We start from the raw sequence: 17,100 nt of genomic DNA, 5'->3' as shown, positions 1-17,100 counted from the left end.
ACGCCCGCTCATGGGCAGCTGACAACACAACGGATTGTAGAAGAACGTCGGGCGTCGCCGGTTCTGCTGCAAATGTGCCGCGAGAGTCTCGCGAGCAAGCAAAAACCTGGCGCCGCGCCAAAGAAGAACCCCGAATTGTATATGAACCCGGCAATTGATACGAGCCAGCCCGCTGCCGATGGCAACAGCGGTGATACCGGCGGCAACGCTTTTGGCCGCGTGCGCTTCGTGCTGGTCGAAACCAGCCACCCGGGCAACGTGGGCTCGGTGGCGCGCGCGATCAAGACCATGGGCTTCGGCAGCCTGGTGCTGGTCTCGCCACGCGAGCCGGATGTGCTGCGGCACTCCGACGCCGTCGCCATGGCCAGCGGCGCCGACGATGTGCTGGCAGGCGCGCTCATCGTCGATCAGGTCGACGCGGCGCTGGCCGGCGCCGCGCTGACCGTGGCGATGACCGCGCGCCACCGCGAATTCGGCCCGCCGCGGCTGCTGCCGCGCGCTGCAGCGGAACGTGCGCGCCAGACGCTGTCCGGCAGCGGCGGCGTTGCCTTCGTGTTCGGCAACGAGCGCTATGGCCTGCCCAATGAAGTGGTCGAGCGCTGCAACGCAGTCACCCATATTCCCGCCAACCCCGCCTATACCTCGCTCAACCTGGCGCAGGCAGTGCAGCTCATCGCCTACGAGATGCGGCTGGCGCTGCTGGAGGCGGCCCCGGACGCCGGCGCCAATATCGGCTATGCTGGTGAGCCGGCCACGGCCGAGCAGGTCGAGGCCATGTTCGGCCATCTGCAGACGGGCCTGGAGGCAATCGGTTTTCTCGATCCGTCCAACCCGCGCAGGCTGATGACCCGGCTGCGCCGGCTGCTGGCACGCAGCGGCCTGGAGCGCGAGGAAGTGAATATCCTGCGCGGCATCGCCAAGCATATGCTGATCGCCGCGCAGAACCAGCCGGGCCCGCACAAGGACCGGTGACAGGAGCAAGGACAGTGGCAGCAAACCGGAGCGATTCGATGCAGGGCGAGGCAGGCACGCGCGGCAAGCGCGCGTGCTGTCGCCCCGCGGCTGCGGGTTTGCGCAGGCCCGGGCGATGTTGATCGCAGCATCGCCGCAATGTCCCTGACGGATCAGGGGCCAAACACCGGTACCCCAAGCGGGCCCGGCAAATCACTTACACTCCCTGATCCCGTCCCCACCGGCCACTGACCTCGCCGGCGACCCTGCCCCGGGCACCAGCCCGCGTGGCGCGGCGCACGGCGCGGCAACACGACACGACCAAGATGTTCTCTCGCCTGAAGGAAGATATCGACACCATCATGCTGCGCGATCCCGCCGCGCGCAGCCGCCTGGAAGTGCTGACCTGCTACCCCGGCCTGCATGCCGTGGTGTTCCACCGCTTTGCGCATCGATGCTGGAACGCGGGCTTCCACTGGCTGGGGCGTTGGATCTCGCACTGGGCGCGGTTTTTCACCGGCATCGAAATCCATCCGGCGGTCAAGCTGGGCCGGCGCGTGTTCATCGACCACGGCATGGGCGTGGTGATCGGCGAGACCGCCGAGATCGGCGATGACTGCACCATCTACCAGGGCGTGACGCTGGGCGGCACCTCGCTGTACAAAGGCCAGAAGCGGCACCCCACGCTGGGCGCCAACGTGGTGGTGAGCGCGGGCGCCAAGGTGCTGGGCGGATTCGTGGTGGGCGACGGCGCGCGCGTGGGCTCCAACGCGGTGGTGCTAAAGCCGGTGCCGCCGGGCGCGACCGCCGTGGGCATCCCGGCACGCATCATCCTGCCGGATGCGCCATCGGCGCAGCAGGGTGCCAAGCAGGAGTTCTCGGCCTATGGCATCACGCCCAATGCGGACGATCCGGTGTCGCTGGCGCTCAAGAGCCTGATCGACAATGCGGGGCGCCAGCACGACCGCATCGAGGCGGTGCTGGCCGCGCTCGACCGGCTTGGCGAACACCTGGAGAATACGCCGAACGATCCCTTCGATGCGAGCGAACTGCGCAGGCTGATGAAGTGAGCGGGAAAGGGGCCGGGCCGGCGCTGCCGCTCAGTCGGTCTGCGGCAACAGGCGGAAGCCGTCGCGATCTAGTTGCAGCACCGCGGCGCGCGGATGGGCGCCGTCCAGGTCCCAGTCAGTGAGTACCCAGCGCACGCCGGCGGCTTCCTCATGCCGTGCCGGGCGGTGCGTGTGTCCATGCACCAGCAGCGACGCACCGGCGGCGCCGAGCAACTCGGCCGCGGCCGCGGGCGCCACGTCACCATAAATCACCGGAACGGCCGCTCCCGCGCTCAACTGCCTGGCGCGGTTGCCTTCACTGTCTGCCCGCAGCTTGCGGGCGATCGACAGACGCGCGCTCAGCGGCAGTGCCAGGAACACGCGTTGCACCCAGCGCTTGCGGGTCCAGCGGCGGAAGCGGTTATAGCGTTCGTCGTCGATGCACAGCATGTCGCCGTGGCTCAGCACCACGCGCTGGCCGGCACAGTGGATCACGGCGGGGTCGGGCAGCAGGCTGGCACCGGCAGCGCTGGCGAAGCGCTGGCCCAGCAGGAAGTCGCGGTTGCCGTGCATCAGGTACACAGCCACGCCGCGCGCTGCCAGTGCGCGCAGGGCTGCGGTCACGCGCTGCGCGAAGGGCGAGTCGGTTTCTTCGTCGCCGATCCAGAATTCAAAGAAGTCGCCCAGGATGAACAGCGTGCGCGCGTGCTGCGCGGCGCGCTCGAGCGTGCGCTCGAAGGCCGCCAGCGTGCGGGGCATGCCGGGCGTCAGGTGCAGGTCTGAAATGAACCACGCAGGCGCCTGTGCCTCGAAGGGACCGGCCACCGGCGTGTGGGGGATTGCGGTCATGCGCGGTGTCGGAAGGGGAATGCCGGCACGTGGATGCGCACGGAACCGCAATCGTCAGGCATCGGCTTACTCGACGATGACGGCCTTCTCGATCACCACGTCTTCCAGCGGCACGTCCTGGTGGAAGCCCGAGCTGCCGGTGCGCACGCCCTTGATCTGGTCGACCACGTCGGTGCCTTCCACGACCTTGCCGAACACGGCATAGCCGAAGCCCTGCGGCGTGGGCGAGGAGAAGTTCAGGAAGTCGTTGTCGACCACGTTGATGAAGAACTGGGCGGTGGCCGAGTGCGGGGCGTTGGTGCGCGCCATGGCCACGGTGTAGCGGTCGTTCTTCAGGCCGTTGCCGGCTTCGTTCTCGATCGGGGCGTCGGTGCCCTTTTGCTTCATGCCGGGCTCGAAGCCGCCGCCCTGGATCATGAAGTTCTTGATCACGCGGTGGAAGATGGTGTTGTCGTAGTGGCCCTTGCGCACGTACGACAGGAAGTTCTCGACCGACTTCGGGGCCTTTTCGGCGTCGAGTTCAATGGTGATGACACCCTGGTTGGTGTGGAGCTGGACCTTGGACATGGGATTTCCTCTGTTCGATAGTGTTATTTGACGACGGTGGCCGACTCGATCACGATCGGCGCGGCCGGCACATTGCGCATGGGGCCGTAGGCCGTGGTCGGCACGCTCTTGATCTTGTCGATCGTCTCCATGCCTTCCACCACCTTGCCGAACACTGCGTAGCCGTTGCCGTCCGGCTGCGGGTAGTCGAGATTCGGATTATCCACCACATTGACGAAGAACTGCGCGGTGGCCGAGTTGGGGTCGCTGGTGCGTGCCATGGCCACCGTGCCGGCCTTGTTCTTCAGGCCGCCGCGGGCTTCCAGCGGGATCGGAGCACGGGTGGGCTTTTCCTTCATGTCGCGGTCGAAGCCGCCGCCCTGCACCATGAAGCCATTGATCACGCGATGGAAGATGGTGCCACTGTAGAAGCCGCTCTTCACATATTCCAGGAAGTTCGCGACGGTCCTGGGCGCGGCCTCGGGGTAGAGCTCGACGGTGAACTTGCCGGCACTGGTGACGAACTGGACGCGCTCGGCGGCCTGCTGAGCCAGCGCGCTGAACGAGTACAGTGCCAGGGCGCCTGCGGTCAGGCCGGCCAGGACGATGCGGCGGGAACGGATCATGAAGGAACTCCGGTATGTCTGGATGATGCACATGGTCCGGGCGCGCCGCGCCCGGACCTTGGGATGAGTGGCCGTCAGTTGGCTGCAGGGGCGCTGGCAGGTGCCTGGCGCTGCGTTGGCGTCGCCTTGCGGCCGGTGCCGGCGGGCGCCGCCGGCTTGGCCGGCGCCGCGGCATCAGGGTTCAGCTGGCGCAGGCCGGCACTGGCGCGGGTATCGCCCGGATTGCGGCGCAGCGCTTCGGCGTAGGCCTGCTCGGCCAGGCGGCGGTAGACGTCGCCCAGGTTGGTATAGCCGATGGCAAAGCCCGGCTTGACTTCGGTGGCCAGCAGCAACTCGGCCTCGGCGCGCTTCAGGTCGCCGCGCTTGGCGTAGAGCAGCGCCAGGTTGTTGTGGGGCTCGGGCAGTTCCGGGAACTCCTGCGCCATTTCGGCAAAGGCCTGGATGGCGGCGTCCTCGCGGCCGGACTGGGCCAGGGCCCAGGCGCGCTGGAAGCGTGCCTGGGCATTGCGCGGGTTGGCGGCCAGCACGCGGTCGAAGCCCTTGATGGCTTCGTCGTAGCGGCGTGCGTTGGCGGCCTGCTGGGCCTCGCTCATGCCAGGATCGGTCGACTGGATGCCGCCGACCGGCGTCGTCGGCGCGGCCAGCGACAGCGGGCCGTTCTGCGCGTAGGCAGGGGCCGCCAGCGCGGCGGCCAGGGCCAGCAGGGGCAGTACGGCGCGATGGCCGCGTCGGCGCGCGGGGGCGGCGAACATGGCAGAAGACGGGGAGGGCAGCGGCAGGCTCATTGAGGACAGGTCCGTTATACTCCGCGGCATTCTAGCAAAGCGGCAAGTCCGGCACGAAGGCGATGACATCGGGGCAGCGGGCGCGGCATCTCGCGCGGCGCTGGCGGCGCCGTGCCGGAGGCAACCAGCGCAGCGCCTTCCGGTAAGATATGGGGCGCGACGGAATTGCGCCAGTGGCCGCGTTGCCGCCGGCGGCCTGCCAGGCGCCGGGCAACCGGCGCCACGGCCCGTGCTGCCTGCTGTGCGAACCCCGGCAGTCTCCTCTCACCACTCACTTCGTTTCATGCAGCTTCTGAACATCTACAACACGCTCGCGCGTGAGAAACAGCCATTCGTGCCAATCGAACCCGGCAAGGTCCGCATGTATGTGTGCGGCATGACGGTGTACGACTATTGTCACGTTGGCCACGCTCGCGTGATGGTGGTGTTCGACATGGTGCACCGCTGGCTGCGTGCCGCCGGCTACGAGGTGACGTATGTGCAGAACATCACCGACATCGACGACAAGATCATCCGCCGCGCGGCCGAGAACGGCGAGACCATCGGCGAGCTGACCACGCGCTTCATCCAGTACATGCACGAGGATGCCGCCGCGCTGGGCGTGATCCGCCCCGACCACGAGCCGCGCGCCACCGACTACGTGCCGCAGATGCTCGACATGATCGGCAAGCTGGAAGCCAAGGGCCTGGCCTACCAGGCCAGCGACGGCGACGTGAACTATTCGGTGCGCAAGTTCGCCGGCTACGGCAAGCTCTCGGGCAAGTCGCTGGAAGACCTGCGCGCCGGCGAGCGTGTCAGCGCCAACGACGCCAAGCAGGACCCGCTCGACTTCGTGCTTTGGAAGTCCGCCAAGGCCAGCGAGCCGCCCGAGAGCAAGTGGGACTCGAAGTGGGGCGCCGGCCGCCCGGGCTGGCACATTGAATGCTCCGCCATGAGCTGCACGCTGCTGGGCGAGCATTTCGACATCCATGGCGGCGGGGCAGACCTGCAGTTCCCGCACCACGAGAACGAGATTGCGCAGTCTGAAGGCGCCAGCGGCAAGCCCTTCGTCAACATGTGGATGCACAACGGCTTCGTGCGCATCAACGACGAAAAAATGTCCAAGTCGCTTGGCAATTTCTTCACCATCCGCGAGGTCCTGAAGTCGTACGACGCCGAGGTCGTGCGCTTCTTCATCCTGCGCGCGCACTACCGCAGCCCGCTGAACTACAGCGACGCGCACCTGGACGATGCGCGTCACGCCCTGACACGCCTGTACACGGCGCTCAAGGACAGCCAGCCGGGCGGCTGCGCGGTGGACTGGGACGAGCCGCACGCCAGGCGCTTTGCCGAGGCCATGGGCGACGACTTCAACACGCCGATTGCGATGTCGGTACTGTTCGATCTGGCCAGCGAGATCAACCGCACCGGCTCGACCGCGGCTGCGCGCCAGCTCAAGGGGCTGGCAGGCACGCTGGGCCTGCTCGAGCGCGATCCGCATACCTTCCTGCAAGGCGGCAGGTCCGACGACGGCATCTCGCCGGAACAGATCGAGACCCTGATCGCCGCGCGCAAGACCGCCAAGGTGGAGCGCAACTTTGCCGAAGCGGACCGCATCCGTGCGCAACTGCTGGAAGCTGGCATCGTGCTGGAAGACAAGCCGGGCGGTGCCACCGAGTGGAGGCGTGCTTGAACGCTGCCGCGCGCAAGCCCGCCATCGCCACGCCTCCCGCCACGAGGGGCCGGGTGAAGGCGGCCGGTCCGCGCCCGGGCAAGGCTGGCGCCAAGGAGGCGCCGCTGCCTGACGGCAAGGACACGGCCAGGGACACGCGCAACGCCAAGGCCGTGCTGCCCGAAGCGGATGCGGTGCCGCTGCCGGTCGAAACCGTCATCGACGCGGTGCGCCCCGCCTACTGGGACGAGGCCTGCGCCGACCTGATGAAGCGCGACCGCATCCTGCGCAAGATGATCCCGACCTACGGCCCGGCGCACCTGGTGTCGCGCGGGGATCCGTTCGTCACGCTGGCGCGCGCGGTGGTGGGCCAGCAGATCTCGGTCAAGGCGGCACAGTCGGTGTGGGAGCGGCTGCATGCCCTGTGCCCCAGGCTGACCCCGGCACAGTTCCTGCGCGCCGGTCCCGAGAAGCTGGCCGGTTGCGGCCTGTCGAAGCGCAAGGGGGAATACCTGGTCGACCTGGCCGACCATTTCAAGGCGGGCACGGTGCATGTCGGCGAATGGGCGCAGATGGACGACGAAGCGGTAATTGCGGAGCTGACGCAGATACGCGGCATCGGCCGCTGGACCGCCGAGATGTTCCTGATGTTCAACCTGATGCGGCCCAACGTGCTGCCCCTTGATGACATCGGCCTGATCAACGCGATCTCCGCCAATTACTTCAGCGGCGAGCCGGTCACGCGCAGCGAGGCGCGCGAGGTGGCGGCCAACTGGGAGCCCTGGCGAACCGTGGCCACGTGGTATATGTGGCGCAGTCTTGACCCGCTCCCAGTGACGTATTAGGCATTGCAGCAAGAAAATTTAGTGGCAGGTGCAGTCCGGGCTATCTGGCAGGCGCTAAGATAGCGACCAAATTCCGGTAGAATGCGCCCCTTCACAGACAGGTACGTGTGATTTTATGAAAACCACCTTCCTGGATTTTGAGCAGCCCATTGCCGAACTCGAGGCAAAGATCGAAGAACTGCGCTTTGTGCAGGACGATTCGGCTGTTGATATTTCCGAAGAGATTTCGCGGCTGGCTGGCAAGAGCCAGCAGCTGACCAAAGACATCTACGCCAACCTGACCCCGTGGCAGGTTGCGCAAATCGCCCGCCACCCCCAGCGTCCCTATACGCTGGACTACGTGCGCGAGATCTTTACCGATTTCCACGAGCTGCACGGCGACCGCACCTTTGCCGACGATCTTTCGATCATCGGCGGCCTGGCGCGCTTCAACGGCCAGGCGTGCATGGTCATCGGCCACCAGAAGGGCCGTGATACGAAAGAGCGCGCCATGCGCAATTTCGGCATGCCCAAGCCCGAGGGCTACCGCAAGGCCAAGCGCCTGATGGAGCTGGCGGACAAGTTCGGCCTGCCGATCTTCACCTTCGTCGACACCCCGGGCGCATTCCCCGGCATCGACGCCGAAGAGCGCGGCCAGTCCGAAGCCATCGGCCACAACCTGTACGTGATGGCCGGCCTGAAGGTGCCCCTGATCGCCACCATCATCGGTGAAGGCGGTTCGGGCGGCGCGCTGGCGATTGCCGTGGGCGACGTGGTGCAGATGCTGCAGTTCGCCACCTACGCGGTGATCTCGCCGGAAGGCTGTGCCTCGATCCTGTGGAAGACCGCCGAGAAGGCACCGGAAGCCGCCGAGGCGCTGGGCCTGACCGCGCACCGCCTGAAGGCGCTGGGCCTGATCGACAAGATCGTGAGCGAGCCGCTGGGCGGCGCGCACCGTGACTACAAGGGCATGGCGGCGATGCTCAAGCGCTCGCTGGCCGAGTCGCTGCGCCAGTTCCAGGGCATGAGCGTGAAGGAGCTGCAGGCCCGCCGCTACGAGCGCCTGCTCGCCTATGGCAAGTTCAAGGAAACCGGCACCCAGGACTGACCCGTCCGCCCGGCTGACCGACAAGGTCGCACAGGCCCTCCAGGCCGGTGCGGCCTTTGTTGTTTCTGGCGGCGGCACGGGCGCGGCGACGATCGCGGTGGCCCTGTCGGGCGGGCGCGATTCGGTCGCGCTGCTGCATGCCGCCCGTGCGGCCGCGGCGGAGTGGGGCGTTGGCGCGCGCGTGGTGGCGCTGCATGTCCACCACGGCCTGCAGGCGGATGCGGACGACTGGGACCGCTTCTGCGCCGCGCTGTGCGCGCAGTGGCAGGTCGGCTATTTCGTGCGGCGGGTGTCGGTGCAGCCCGAAGTGGGCGAGGGCGTGGAAGCGGCCGCGCGCCGCGCGCGCTACGCCGCGCTGGCGGCGATGTGCGCCGATAGTGGCGCGCGCCTGCTGCTGTTTGCCCACCACCAGGACGACCAGGTCGAGACCGTGCTGCTGCGGCTGTTCCGCGGCGCCGGCGTGGCCGGCATGGCCGGCATGCCAGGGCTGCGCCCGCTCGACGAGCGCAGCGGCGTGACGCTGCTGCGCCCCTGGCTGGATGTGGCCCGCGCCGAGATCGAGGCCTACTGCGCGGCCAACGCGCTGCAATGGGTCGACGACCCGTCCAATGCCGATGAGCGCTATGCGCGCAATGCCTTGCGCGCGCACCTGCCGGCGCTGGTCGCGGCCTTTCCGGCGTTGTCGGCCAACGTGGTGCAGGCGGCAGCGCATTTCGCCCAGGCAGGCGCACTGATCGATGAACTGGCAGCCGCCTCGCTGGCGGCGCTGGCACGCCCCGGCCGCGATGCCGACACGCTTGCCGAACTCGACCTGGCAGGGCTGCGCGCCTTGCCCGTGGCACATGCCGATGCCGTGCTGCGCTTCTGGCTGCGCGACCTCGGCGTGCGCGCGCCGTCCACCGCCAGGCTGGCGGCGATGCGCGAGCAACTGGTCGCCCACGCTGGCGGCGAGCCCGCGATCGCGCATGAAGGGCTGGTCCTGCGCCGCTTCCGCGACCGCGTGCTGGCCTGCACGCCGCCACCGATTGCCGCGCCGGCACCCGTGATGCTGGACTGGCGCGGCGAGGCCCGTATCGTCGTGCCCGGCTGGCGCGGCGAACTCCATTTCTTCCGCGATGACACCTTCGGCGTGCCCGAAGCGGCGCTGCGCCAGCCCTTGCGCCTGGCCGCCCGCAGTGGCGGCGAGCGTATCGTGCTGCGCCCGGGCGGTCCGGCCCGGGCCCTGAAGCAAGCCTGCCAGGAAGCCGGCATCCCGGCCTGGCGCCGCGCCTGGCTGCCGCTGCTGTGGTCTGGCGATACCCTGGTGCTGGCCGCCGGCCTCGGCATGCACCGCCGCTGGCCGGACGCCCCGGCGGCGCCGCGCTGGCGCGTCGAGTGGCATCCGCGGCCGCCGGCAGTGGCGATGCCGCCGCACTGAAGCGGTCGGATCGCCGTCGGCATCACTTCCGATCTGCAGCCGAATCCCGCTCCCGCCTTGCCTGACTGGGCTTGTTCGTGTATTTTCAAGGGCTTTGCATAATCGCTGGCGTCGACAAGAAGATGGCTCTCATCGTTCACAAATACGGCGGCACTTCGATGGGTTCCACGGAACGCATCAAGAATGTCGCCAAGCGCGTGGCCAAATGGCACCGCGCCGGTCACCGCGTAGTCGTGGTGCCTTCGGCCATGTCGGGCGAGACCAATCGCCTGTTGGGACTCGCCAAGGAAATTTCGCCGCAGCCCAATCCGCGTGAGCTGGACATGCTCGCCTCGACCGGCGAACAGGCCAGCGTGGCACTGCTGGCCATCGCGCTGCACGGCGAAGACATTGACGCGGTCAGCTACACCGGCTGGCAAGTGCCGGTGAAGACCGACTCGGCCTATACCAAGGCCCGTATCGAATCGATCGACGACGAGCGCATCCTGGCCGACCTCGACGCCGGCCGCGTGGTCGTGATCACCGGTTTCCAGGGCATCGACGACGACGGCAACATCACCACCCTCGGCCGTGGCGGCTCGGACACCTCGGCCGTGGCCATCGCCGCCGCGATCGAAGCCGACGAGTGCCTGATCTACACCGACGTCGACGGCGTGTACACCACCGACCCGCGCGTGGTCGAAGACGCCCGCCGCCTGGACCAGATCACCTTCGAAGAAATGCTGGAAATGGCCAGCCTCGGCTCCAAGGTGCTGCAGATCCGCTCCGTGGAGTTCGCCGGCAAGTACCGCGTGAAGACTCGCGTGCTGTCGTCGCTGACCGACCCGCTTATGCCGCTCGAGCAGGAAATGCACTCGGGCACGCTGATCACTTTTGAGGAAGACTCCACCATGGAAGCAGCCGTCATCTCCGGCATCGCCTTTGCCCGTGACGAAGCCAAGATCACCGTTCTGGGCGTGCCGGACAAGCCGGGCATCGCCTACCAGATCCTGGGCCCGGTCGCCGACGCCAACATCGACGTCGACATGATCATCCAGAACCAGTCCGTCGACGGCAAGACCGACTTCACCTTCACCGTGCCGCGCGGCGAGTACCAGCGCGCGCTGGCCATCCTGAACGACGGCGTGAAGTCGCATATCGGCGCCGGCAGCGTGTCGGGCGACCCGAAGGTATCGAAGGTGTCGGTGGTGGGCGTGGGCATGCGCTCGCACGTGGGCATCGCCAGCAAGATGTTCCGCACCCTGTCGGAAGAGGGCATCAACATCCAGATGATCTCCACCTCGGAAATCAAGATCTCGGTGCTGATCGACGAGAAGTACATGGAACTGGCCGTGCGCGCGCTGCACAAGGCCTTCGAACTGGAACAGGCGTGATCCGTTCGTGAACACTTCTGGCGGGGCCGCGATTTTTGTGTTGAGTGATCGATTTTTCGTTGACCAACACGTGCGGCGCCGCTAGAATACGCGCTTCGTTGTGTGGCTCCCTCACACAACGCAAGTTTGGGAGACGTGGCCGAGAGGTCGAAGGCACTCCCCTGCTAAGGGAGCATCCGGGCCAAAACCTGGATCGAGGGTTCGAATCCCTCCGTCTCCGCCAGTCATGGCGGCGAAACCCCGGAAGATCGCGGTCTTCCGGGGTTTTTGTTTTTCTGGCCCATCAGATGCCTTGTGCCAGAGGATCGCGCATTCAAGGCATCTCGGACATCCCGGCGCGATGAGCGATCCGCGCTGCGATTTCAGTCCTGGGGCACGATCACGGCGATGGCGTTGTTGATCAGCGCACCGGTCTCGCTTTCGTCCGGCCGCATGCCGGTTGCCAGCGTCCGGTGCAGCACGCTGGCCAGCACCATGCCGTGGAAGAGCCGGGCGCTGGCCTCGGGACTTGCCGCAAGACGGATGCCGTTGGCCTGCTGCGCGGACAGGAAGGCCGCGATATAGGCGCACGTTGCCTCCGGGCCGCGCGTGTACCAGGCATTGCCCAGCGCCGGAAAGCGCCGCGACTCCGCAAAGATCAGCCGCAGGAACGCCAGGTGCCGTTCTTCCAGCAGCGAATGCAGGAAGCTGTGCGCAATCCTGTGCAGGCCCTGCGCGGCGTTGCAGCGCGACAGGTCCAGTCCTTTCTCTGTCTTCTCCAGGAAGCGGTCGCATAGCCGCTCCACCACCGCGACGAAGAGTCCGTCCTTGCCGCCGAAATAGCTGTACACGTTGGTCTTGGAGCCGCCGCACGCCTTGACGATGTCATCCAGGCTGACGCCGTCATAGCCATGTTCCAGGAACATGTCCGCGGCGGTGCTCAGGATCAGCGCGCGTTTCTCTTCGCCGCGGCGCGTGATGCGCACGGGCGGGTGGTGGACCACAGGGGGGGAAGCGCTTTCTGGAGAGTTCATCTGGTGCAGGCGTGGCGGCGCACCCCATGCCGGGGGCCCTGCGCAGTCTACCAAAAGCCGGCAGGCTGCTGCGTTTCCCCATGTGACAAGCTCATGGCTTCAATAAATCAGAACGACTCATTTCGAATTTAAGAATACCATACGGTACGGTTTTAATTATATTTGCCACCATGGGCGACGCGCTGAAGGGCTGGACCCCAGACCCCGGCCAGAACCGGCGCTCTTCTCTTCGATGCTTAACAGGAGCAAGTGATGAAAACGGCAATGTTTGGCGCAGCAGTGGTGCTGGTGATGGCTTCGGCGGCCCAGGCCGCGGTGCGGTCGCCCGATGTCTATACAGATGGCGCGCGTGCGGCACATGGCTCGATCCCCTCGGCCGGGTCGGCACAGCGTTCGCAGCCGGGCCGGCTGGTGGACGAGCAGTTCCGCAAGGTCGCAGCGCGCAAGGCCGATCCGTACCTGGACGGCGCGGTACGCGAGGTCGATCCCTTCACCGATGGCGCGCTCGCCCGGATCGGCGAGACCGATCCGTCGGACCGTGCCTGATGATGTGCCGGCGCTGCGCCTGGCGCAGTGCCGGCTGGCTCCCGGTGCAGGTATTCCCGACCTTGCAATGCACTGTGGCACGCTCTAGAATAATTCGTATAACGCATTAGATTGCGCGTAGCGCAAAAATAGGAGACAACGTGACGGATGCCAAACGCACCGGCCACACCGCCATTGCCCATGTGGACCTCCACGGGGTGTCGGTGCATGGCAAGGATCTCAGCCAGGAACTGATCGGCAAGATCGGCTTTACGGCCTACTTTCTGTTCCTGCTTACCGGCCGCCAGCCGGGCGAAAAGCTGGTGGCCATCACCGATGCCTGCCTGGTCGCCATTGCCGAACACGGACTGGTGCCCTCGGTGCAGGCCGCGCGCATGACGCTCGCCGCCGCCCCCGACGCCCTGCAGGGCGCGGTGGCCGCGGGCGTGCTGGGCTGCGGCTCGGTGATCCTGGGGGCCTCGGAAACCGCCGGGCAGATGCTGGCGCAAGTGCTGGCCGGCCGGGACGCCGGCACGCTGGCAGACAGCGCGCACGCGGTGGTGCGGGCCTTGCGGCAGGCGCGGCAGCCGCTGCCGGGCTTCGGCCATCCCACGCACAAGCAGGGCGATCCGCGCGCGCACCGCCTGCTGGCATTCGCGCGTGAACTCGGCATCGCGGGCGACCACGTCGCCGCGCTCGAGGCGGTGGCCGCGGCGGTCCCCGAGCACTACAGCAAGGCCTTGCCGCTCAATGTGTCGGGCGCGATCCCCGCGGTGCTGCTCGACGCCGGCTATCCCGCCAGCGCGCTCAAGGGCGTACCGATGCTGGCCCGCGTGGCGAGCCTGATCGCCCACCTGCAGGAAGAGCGCGCGCAACCCATCGGCTTTATCCTGGCCGACGCCGCCGAACACGCCATCACCTACAGCGCCGCGCCGGCGCAAGCATCATGAAGCCGCTCGCATCCCCGGCCGGCGACGCGCTGGTGGCGCCGCTCGATGTGCTCAGGCAGTACCGCGCCCACGATGCCACGCTCACCGGTTTCCTTGCCGCCCGCGTGGCGGCGCACCCGGACAAGCCGGCGCTTGTGTTCGAGGGCGAGACCTGGAGCTATCGCCAGCTCGACCAACGGATCGGCCTCACCGCGGACTGGCTGGCGCAGGCGATGCAAGTCGGACCCGGCGACCGTGTCGGCGTGCTCTCGACCAACCATCCGTCCACCGTGGTGCTGATGTTCGCGCTGGCCCGTATCGGCGCGACCATGGTGCCGGCCAATCCCGAGTACCGGCTCGACGAGGCGCTGTACGTATTCCGGCACGCGCAGGTGTGCGGCCTGGTGTGCGCGCCCGGCACGCTGGCGACCGGCGCCGCCGTGGCCGCGGACCTGGGCGGTGACGTCTGGCTGCGCGCCAACGAGGATGGCGATCACGGCGTGCCGACGCTGGCCGCATCGATCGCGGCGCATGCGGCGCAGCCGGCCAACGCTGCCCCGGGCGTCGACAGCGACCGCAGCACCGCCCTGATCATCTACACCTCAGGCACCACCGGCTTTCCCAAGGGCGCCATGCACAGCCATCGCGGCTACGTGCTGACCGCCGAGGCCTTTGTCGGCCGCCTGCACTTGCAGCCGGACGAGCGCGTGATGTGCGTGATGCCGCTGTTCCATATCAATGCGTTGATGTATTCGGTGGGCGGGGCGCTGGCCTGCGGCGGCTGCCTGGTGCTGATGCGCCGTTTCTCGGCCTCGTCGTTCTGGCGCTTCGCGGCCGAGAGCGGCGCGACCGAGGTCAACCTGGTGGCCGCCGCCGGCAGCATCCTGGCGCGGCGCCCGCGCGCGGAATTCGTGCCGGGCCATCGCATTACCAAGATGTTCATTGCGCCGCAGACCCAGGAGATGGTGCGGGTGATGAAGCAGGAATTCCACGTGCCGCGCCTGATCGAGTGCTACGGCATGACGGAAATCCCCGGCGTCATCGCCAATCCGTTCAACGGCCCGCACAAGCTCGGCACCATGGGCCTGATCTCGCCGCACCCGGACCCGGCCGTGCCGGTGCCCGAGGCGCGCATCGTCGATGACGACGGCCACGACGTGGCACCCGGCGCCGCGGGCGAACTGCTGATCCGCACCCCGACGCTGATGCAGGGCTACTACCGCGACGCCGTGCAGACCGAGGCCGCGTTCCGCGACGGGTGGTTTGCCACCGGCGATCTGGTGCGCCAGGACAGCGATGGCTACTACGTGTTCGTCGCACGCAAGAAGGACGTGATCCGCCGCAAGGGCGAGAACGTGTCGGGAGCCGAGCTCGACCGCATCTTCGGCGAGCACCCCGCAGTCGAGGAAGCGGCGGCCATCGGCGTGCCGGCGGACCTGGGCGAAGAAGAGATCCTGCTGGCGGTGCAGTTCCGCCCCGGGCAGTCGGTCGAGCCGGGCGAGTTGCTCGCCTGGGCTCGGGACCGGCTGGCCGTGCACAAGCTGCCGCGCTATGTCGTCGCCGTGGATGCCATTCCGCACACCCCTACGCACAAGCCGGCCAAGCACAAGCTGAAAGCGGATGGAACCCTGTTCGCCCGCGCCATCGACATGGCCGCCGCCAGCCACTGACACAGAATCACCGGAGACAGCGATGAACAACCCCGACAACTACACCCTGCAACGCGCCTTCGATGCCATGTGCAGCGATGCGCCCGGCGCGGACCCGGTCCTGCAGGCGCAGTTCCGCGTGGCGCTGAAGCACTTCCACGCCATGCTGGACGAACTGAAGCTGACCGACCGGCAGCTCTACCGGATCGCCACCTGGATAGGCAAGGTGGCCCAGCAGGATGAACTGATCATGCTGTGCGACATGATGGGCCTGACCATGCGCGCGCTGGACCTGGCACGCACCGATGACCACGCCACGCCGCAGAACGTGACCGGTCCGTTCCCCAAGGACGAGATCGCCGAAGGCTCCAACCCATGCCATATCGCCACCGACGACGAGCCTGGCCAGCGGCTGGAGGTGCGCGGCCGCGTGCTGGATGCCGCCACCGGCAAGCCGGTACCGGGCGCGATGATGATCGTATGGCAGCCCAACCAGTTCGGCCGCTATGAGAACGAAGATGACTCGCAGTCGGAAGACAACCTGCGCGGCAAGCTGCGTTGCGAGGCCGATGGCAGCTTCCAGGTGTTCACCATCCGCCCGGGTGGCTACATCATCGGCCGCGAGGATACCGAAGTGGGCGTGCTGATGAAGCGGCTGGGCCGCAACCGGCAGCGCGCGCCGCACATCCACTACCGGGTGATGCAGCCAGGCTACCGGAACCTGACGTCGCAGCTGTATTTCGCCGGTGATCCGGCCAATCCGGTCGACTGCATCTTCTCAACCATCGACGACCACATCGTCGACGCGCTGCCGCACCCGGAGCGCGACGGCTACCAGCTGGTCAACCTGGATATCGTGCTGCAGCCTGAAACGGCGCAGTAAGCCGGCGCGCGAGGCCGCTCAGGAGGCGGCGGTAATGGAGTGCGCCAGCGCCGGTGCGCGCCGGATCGCCGCCTCGATCGACGCGGCGGCTTCGCGCAGCGCCGGCAGCCGGGTGGCGACCAGTTCGTCCGGGCTGGTGCGCTCGGTTTCGGTGGAGCAGTTGATGGCGGCGATCACGCGCTGTTGCGGGTCACGCACCGGCACGGCGATCGACAGCACGCCCAGCTCCAGCTGGCTGTCCTGGATGGCATAGCCCTGCTCGAGCGCGCGTGCCAGCGCCGCGCGCAGCGCGTCGGCATCGCTGAGTGTCAGCGGGGTGAATTTCTGGAATGGCGCCTTGTCGAGGATCTTGTTCTGCTGGGCCTTGGGCGCGTGCGCCAGCAAGGCCAGGCCAAGGGAGGTGCAATGGACCGGCAGCCGGTAACCCACCGAAGCCCGGAAGGCGATGCGCCGGCGGCTGGGCACATGCGCCAGGTAGACCACGCTGTCGCCGTCGAGGATGGCAAGCGAGACCGAATCGCGGAAGCGCTCGGCCACCTCCTGCAGGAACGGCTGCACGATGTCGCGCAGGTTCATCGAGCTGAGGAAGGCGGCGCCCAGCGACAGCACCTTGGGCAGCAGCACGAAGCGGCGGCCGTTGGCGCCGATATAGCCCAGCGCCTGCAGCGTCAGCAGCGCGCGGCGCGCGGTCGCGGGCGTCATGCCGGTGGCCTGCGCCACTTCGCTCAGCGTCAGTTCCGGCGTGGTCTCGGTAAAGGCCTGGATCACCGCCAGGCCCCGCGCCAGCGCCGCGACGTAGTCGCGGTGGCCTTCCTCGAGCTTCGGCGGAGCGTCGTTGTCGACGGGGGCGGACGGTTTGGCGGCGGAGGTCATGGCCGTATTTTAGCCGCAACGGACCGCATGCAACACAAGGGCCGGGGCC

17 protein-coding genes and 1 tRNA gene are annotated in these 17,100 nt (G+C 67.5%); 12 read left to right on the top strand and 6 right to left on the bottom strand.

Annotated elements, in window-relative coordinates:
* The first annotated feature begins 141 nt into the window (after positions 1–141).
* Together I6H87_RS00930 and cysE are read left to right on the top strand one after the other, a co-directional pair.
* On the top strand, positions 142–972 hold the full coding sequence (locus I6H87_RS00930; RefSeq protein ID WP_371852234.1) for an RNA methyltransferase: 831 nt from the start codon (positions 142–144) through the stop codon (positions 970–972).
* 305 nt (positions 973–1,277) lie between these two features.
* A complete protein-coding gene (gene cysE / locus I6H87_RS00925) occupies positions 1,278–2,021 on the top strand; it encodes a serine O-acetyltransferase (RefSeq protein ID WP_010808968.1) in 744 nt (247 codons plus the stop codon).
* A 30-nt stretch (positions 2,022–2,051) separates the two neighbouring features.
* Here the strand turns inward: cysE and I6H87_RS00920 are convergent, their stop codons facing one another.
* The 4 genes from I6H87_RS00920 to I6H87_RS00905 form a co-directional block, all read right to left on the bottom strand.
* On the bottom strand, positions 2,052–2,849 hold the full coding sequence (locus I6H87_RS00920; protein WP_041687246.1) for a UDP-2,3-diacylglucosamine diphosphatase: 798 nt from the start codon (positions 2,847–2,849) through the stop codon (positions 2,052–2,054).
* A gap of 66 nt (positions 2,850–2,915) precedes the next feature.
* The gene (locus I6H87_RS00915) at positions 2,916–3,416 is read right to left on the bottom strand and encodes a peptidylprolyl isomerase (RefSeq protein ID WP_010808966.1); all 501 of its coding nucleotides are present in this window, start codon (positions 3,414–3,416) and stop codon (positions 2,916–2,918) included.
* 23 nt (positions 3,417–3,439) lie between these two features.
* Positions 3,440–4,021: a peptidylprolyl isomerase gene (locus tag I6H87_RS00910; RefSeq protein ID WP_010808965.1), complete on the bottom strand. Its 582-nt coding sequence runs from the start codon at positions 4,019–4,021 to the stop codon at positions 3,440–3,442.
* Between the two features lie 74 nt (positions 4,022–4,095).
* Positions 4,096–4,806 (bottom strand): tetratricopeptide repeat protein, encoded by a 711-nt coding sequence (locus I6H87_RS00905; protein WP_011614938.1) that lies wholly within the window; start codon positions 4,804–4,806, stop codon positions 4,096–4,098.
* Positions 4,807–5,089: 283 nt separating this feature from the next.
* On the opposite strand from I6H87_RS00905, the gene cysS reads away from it, so the two are divergent.
* From cysS to I6H87_RS00875, 6 genes are all read left to right on the top strand, one after another.
* Positions 5,090–6,478: a cysteine--tRNA ligase gene (gene cysS / locus I6H87_RS00900; protein WP_011614939.1), complete on the top strand. Its 1,389-nt coding sequence runs from the start codon at positions 5,090–5,092 to the stop codon at positions 6,476–6,478.
* Positions 6,475–7,302, top strand: a complete 828-nt coding sequence (locus I6H87_RS00895) for a DNA-3-methyladenine glycosylase family protein (protein ID WP_010808962.1) — start codon at positions 6,475–6,477, stop codon at positions 7,300–7,302. The genes cysS and I6H87_RS00895 overlap by 4 nt, the downstream gene beginning before the upstream one ends.
* Positions 7,303–7,417: 115 nt before the next feature.
* The gene (locus tag I6H87_RS00890) at positions 7,418–8,389 is read left to right on the top strand and encodes an acetyl-CoA carboxylase carboxyltransferase subunit alpha (RefSeq protein ID WP_010808961.1); all 972 of its coding nucleotides are present in this window, start codon (positions 7,418–7,420) and stop codon (positions 8,387–8,389) included.
* Positions 8,355–9,806 (top strand): tRNA lysidine(34) synthetase TilS, encoded by a 1,452-nt coding sequence (tilS, locus tag I6H87_RS00885; RefSeq protein ID WP_354666098.1) that lies wholly within the window; start codon positions 8,355–8,357, stop codon positions 9,804–9,806. Before I6H87_RS00890 ends, tilS begins: the two co-directional genes overlap by 35 nt.
* A 122-nt stretch (positions 9,807–9,928) precedes the next feature.
* A complete protein-coding gene (locus I6H87_RS00880; RefSeq protein WP_010808959.1) occupies positions 9,929–11,179 on the top strand; it encodes an aspartate kinase in 1,251 nt (416 codons plus the stop codon).
* Positions 11,180–11,308: 129 nt separating this feature from the next.
* Positions 11,309–11,402 (top strand) — tRNA-Ser (locus tag I6H87_RS00875).
* Between the two features lie 139 nt (positions 11,403–11,541).
* Here the strand turns inward: I6H87_RS00875 and I6H87_RS00870 are convergent.
* The gene (locus I6H87_RS00870) at positions 11,542–12,192 is read right to left on the bottom strand and encodes a TetR/AcrR family transcriptional regulator (protein WP_051398466.1); all 651 of its coding nucleotides are present in this window, start codon (positions 12,190–12,192) and stop codon (positions 11,542–11,544) included.
* 252 nt (positions 12,193–12,444) lie between these two features.
* Between I6H87_RS00870 and I6H87_RS00865 the strand changes: the two genes are divergently transcribed.
* The 4 genes from I6H87_RS00865 to I6H87_RS00850 all read left to right on the top strand — a co-directional run bounded on the left by I6H87_RS00865 (position 12,445) and on the right by I6H87_RS00850 (position 16,178).
* Positions 12,445–12,738, top strand: coding sequence for a hypothetical protein (locus I6H87_RS00865; RefSeq protein ID WP_011614942.1), 294 nt, complete (start codon positions 12,445–12,447; stop codon positions 12,736–12,738).
* A 140-nt stretch (positions 12,739–12,878) separates the two neighbouring features.
* On the top strand, positions 12,879–13,667 hold the full coding sequence (locus I6H87_RS00860; RefSeq protein ID WP_011614943.1) for a citryl-CoA lyase: 789 nt from the start codon (positions 12,879–12,881) through the stop codon (positions 13,665–13,667).
* Complete coding sequence (locus I6H87_RS00855) at positions 13,664–15,316, top strand: class I adenylate-forming enzyme family protein (RefSeq protein WP_011614944.1); 1,653 nt, start codon at positions 13,664–13,666, stop codon at positions 15,314–15,316. The genes I6H87_RS00860 and I6H87_RS00855 overlap by 4 nt, the downstream gene beginning before the upstream one ends.
* 22 nt (positions 15,317–15,338) lie before the next feature.
* Entirely contained in the window at positions 15,339–16,178 is an 840-nt protein-coding gene (locus tag I6H87_RS00850) for a dioxygenase family protein (protein ID WP_011614945.1), read from the top strand.
* Between the two features lie 18 nt (positions 16,179–16,196).
* On the opposite strand, the gene I6H87_RS00845 is transcribed toward I6H87_RS00850, so the two are convergent.
* Positions 16,197–17,051 carry an IclR family transcriptional regulator domain-containing protein gene (locus I6H87_RS00845; protein ID WP_010808953.1) on the bottom strand — a complete coding sequence of 285 codons (855 nt, stop codon included), beginning with the start codon at positions 17,049–17,051 and terminating at the stop codon, positions 16,197–16,199.
* Positions 17,052–17,100 lie beyond the last annotated feature (49 nt).

The organism is Cupriavidus necator, assembly GCF_016127575.1.
GTDB lineage: Bacteria > Pseudomonadota > Gammaproteobacteria > Burkholderiales > Burkholderiaceae > Cupriavidus > Cupriavidus necator_D.
This window is presented reverse-complemented; position numbering and strand designations above follow the sequence as displayed.